General features: G+C 51.4%; 4 protein-coding genes. 2 read left to right on the top strand and 2 right to left on the bottom strand.

What is annotated here, in order from left to right; genetic code table 11:
• Window positions 1-105: 105 nt before the first annotated feature.
• Both ACSHWX_RS17970 and ACSHWX_RS17965 read right to left on the bottom strand, forming a co-directional pair.
• Window positions 106-294, bottom strand: a complete 189-nt coding sequence (locus ACSHWX_RS17970; protein WP_435669585.1) for a hypothetical protein — start codon at window positions 292-294, stop codon at window positions 106-108.
• Window positions 295-824: 530 nt separating this feature from the next.
• Window positions 825-1,700 (bottom strand): aminoglycoside phosphotransferase family protein, encoded by an 876-nt coding sequence (locus tag ACSHWX_RS17965; RefSeq protein ID WP_435669584.1) that lies wholly within the window; start codon window positions 1,698-1,700, stop codon window positions 825-827.
• 257 nt (window positions 1,701-1,957) lie between these two features.
• Here ACSHWX_RS17965 and ACSHWX_RS17960 point away from each other — a divergent pair, with 257 nt between their 5' ends.
• Both ACSHWX_RS17960 and tnpA read left to right on the top strand, forming a co-directional pair.
• The gene (locus ACSHWX_RS17960; protein WP_435669583.1) at window positions 1,958-2,779 is read left to right on the top strand and encodes an HNH endonuclease; all 822 of its coding nucleotides are present in this window, start codon (window positions 1,958-1,960) and stop codon (window positions 2,777-2,779) included.
• Between the two features lie 137 nt (window positions 2,780-2,916).
• A partial coding sequence (gene tnpA, locus ACSHWX_RS17955; RefSeq protein WP_435669582.1) for an IS66-like element accessory protein TnpA occupies window positions 2,917-3,361 on the top strand: 445 nt, incomplete at its 3' end.

Genomic DNA, 3,361 nt, shown 5'->3' with positions numbered 1-3,361 from the left:
GAGCATACAGCGCGAAATAAGCCAACTTAGCCTCATGATATAACCCAATACCCCGCCCACCTTGGCGGTTTTTTTTGTTGGGGTTTTTGGGCCAATTTAGGCCTATCATGAACGCACCAAATCACATAGCTTTAGCAGCTTGGTTTTGAAATGATCTATTGCGAAATCGAGATCGTTCAGTTTTCGATTGGCAGCGTCTGGATCTTCAGGATCATAGAGCGCCCTTCCAAGACGGCCTGAAACGTAGAAACACCGAGCAATAGAGGTGAACAAGGGCGCTGGTGATTTACGCAAGCGCGAACTCCATTTAACGCAAAGCGGCAAAGACATTTACAACTTGGCGATGCCGCTTTGGTTAAACGTTCAAAAAGAGGTGTCAGGCCTCATTGACGTTGATATTTCACAGGCACTCTCCAAACTCACCTAGGCCCGTAGCTGCCCCCTGCAACAATCTTGTCCCATTCTTTGACGGTGCACTTGGCGTCCTTCTTTTAGGCAAAACGATTGAAACCTACCATCTATGGGGAGGTGGTTTCGTTATTCTTGGATTGATCCTAAACAGCATGCGTCGTTGAAAACGGCCATTCATGCGCCGCGCAGCATTAGGTGAAGAGGGCTCATCGGTAGCCTTCGCTGCGTGCTGTACGAATGACCGCAGCGAAGCATGATCGAGTCCCTGCCCTGTCACATCCGGCCCAAACCGGACCTTCACACACCCTCGGTCATGCTGCGGCGCGGCCCGTCGAACCGGACTTTCGCTGCACCCGCGAAATCGAGTGATGCCTGAATTTACACTGAGCGGGACAAAGTGACTGTTCCAATGGTTAGCACAATTCGAGTCTTTGCAACGTAAGGCGCGACTGTTCACAGAGTTCTTTGTGTGATCGCCCTCGGTAGTAGCTCAATGAAATTACCGCACAGTACAAAGCCCAGCTTTTAGCCCGATGCCAATCATCTTCAACAATATTGCATTCATCTTGAAAGGTGTCTCTGCACTCAGGTTCGATCCAAGTCCAAGCAGTAGCGTAGTCCACTGCGGGATCACCAACGGCAGAAAGCCCCCAATCGATGACCGCTTTCAACTCGCCGTCGCAAGAGATCATGTTATCCGCCTTCAAGTCTCCATGTATCCAAACTGGTCTTTCTACAACTGGGGCTGAACAGCCCAGCTCCCACATTTCGCGGGCTTTATTCGTATCAATCTCATCTGCTAAGATAACGATGCTTGCGTGGGTTTTCTCGGTCAAAACGGCTAAGTCTACGCCACGATTGTGATTTTCGGCACCTGCCTTCGGAGCGTTAACGGTCTCTACTTGGTGAAGCGCAGAAAGAAATTGCGCGAGACTTTTTGCCGCCTGCATACGGTTGGGTAACTGATCAGGTGTTGCGATTTGACCATTCTCCCATTTGAATATTCCAAAATCGAAACCGAGGTCGTAGGTAGTTTTGGCATGAAACACGACTTGAGGAACTCTGAGTGGCAGTCCTCTCAAACGCGGAAGCCATATGAGTTCTTTCTTGAGAGGTAAGATTGCGGAGTCACGCTTCGGAATACGTAAGACGTAGTCATCGGCTAACCTGTAGAGGGTATTGTCCGTGCCTGTTGATACGAGCTGTTTCAGCGGTAGATCAGCCCACTCAGCAGCGTACTCTGTTAGGATAGCGCGGACTTCATCTAGGGTGTGTTCTTGTCTGACCATCGTCACATATTATTCGGTGCGTTCGAAAGAGCAACCTATCTGAATGAGGTCAACAAGGGCTCGGAGCGAACCTCGGAGGCGCCGCAGCATCTCCCATCAGCGCACTAAATTGCCCGTCATGGACGGCCCAGAGCCGACATTGGTCATCCTGCACTACGCCGCAGTACAGCTTCTACAAAGCAGACATCGAATGGGTTTCCTCTCCTTATTTGTTCCCTATGGTAATGGTGAAAGATCGATCAGCAACTGGAAATACTATGGCCGACCTAGTCAGCAATGTTGAACAAGTAGTCGATAACATCGAAACACTCTATCGGTACGGTGAGAGCAACAACCAAGACGAAAGAAAATTTCACGACGCTCGTATCAAGAACGGCAAACTCTTTGCTGCTGTGCAGGATCGTGGCAGTTTTCGATTTGCCCCGAGCAAATTTTCTGGATACGTAAACAACGACATCAGCCATGAGAAAAATCTTAGTGATCGAGACGGTCGAAAGACAAACCAAGCTCTGTCCAGCCTCATTGGCAAAGCTTTGGAAGTCGGCGATGAGGGCTATGACGACATAGACCAAGACTTCTTAGGCTACTGCAATCGAAAAGATATCAAGCCTTCCCGGCACCATCGTGAGCGTAGATATTGGGTGTTGCGTCCAGCCTTGCTCGAAAATCCTACGGCCGACCCAAAAGAACTAGTCGATCGAGTTGAGCGCGCACTTCAACGAATACGCAAAGGGAAATCGACACCGCCTGATGGACAAAAGATGGTCTCGAAAATTTCCACATCATCAGAGCGATTTGTTCGGGATCCAGAAGTCATAGCTTGGGTCCTTGCTGAAGCTACTGGAGTTTGTGAGAATTGCGGTGGACCTGCACCTTTCAAACGGCCGAACGGCGAACCCTACCTAGAGGTACATCACGTTAGGCCGTTGGGAGAAGGTGGCCCGGACACAATAGAGAATGCAGCAGCGTGCTGCCCAAACTGCCATCGGCGATTGCATTTTGATGAAGTGAAAGATGCTCTCCGGCTTGCCTTAATTGCATCTGTCACGCGGCTGAAGGACTTCCCACCTGATGGATAGCTTCGCAGATCTCAGTGGGTTCTTCGTCATCGGCCCAAAGCTGCCGTTGGCAGAGGGTCGCTATGCCGCAGTGCAGCTTCTCCGAAGCGTAAGCGTCCGGCCTCGCTGCTCTGACGCGGCACGGAGTGTGTTGATAAGTGTCCACTATTGGTAGTGGACATCTTGAGGGCAAAAAGGGTCAGAAGAAGCGGTTCTGGTCGGATGAGGAGAAGGTGTCGATCTGTGCGCAAACATGCGCGCCAGGTGTATCGGTAGCGCAAGTTGCCCGTCGGTATGCGATGAACACCAATTTGATCCACAAATGGTTGCGTGATCCCCAGTTTGCGCCGGATCGGGAGATCGTTGAAGACGAGGTTGCTGAGACGCCATACTTTCTCCCGGTCGAGATAGTGGACCGGCCTCAGACCAAAGGCACGGTCCCAACGGCTGACGACAAACCAGCACATAGCGGCATTGAGATCGACATCGCGGGCGGTCATCAGCTGAGGATTGTTGGTAGCTACGACCGCGAGGTCAGACGGAATGGCGGCTCGGCCCAGTATCGCGCAATCCAGTCTGAGGCGGCAGCGTGGGAGCGAACCC

This window comes from Maritalea sp., from assembly GCF_051251695.1.
Lineage (GTDB): Bacteria > Pseudomonadota > Alphaproteobacteria > Rhizobiales > Devosiaceae > Maritalea.
Note: the sequence above shows the minus strand (reverse complement) of the source record. Positions and strands in the feature narration are given on the sequence as shown.

Coding starts and splice junctions, on each gene's coding strand:
- ACSHWX_RS17965 (WP_435669584.1), bottom strand. CDS start 1,700: ATGGTCAGACAAGAACACACCCTAGATGAAGTCCGCGCTATCCTAACA.
- ACSHWX_RS17960 (WP_435669583.1), top strand. CDS start 1,958: ATGGCCGACCTAGTCAGCAATGTTGAACAAGTAGTCGATAACATCGAA.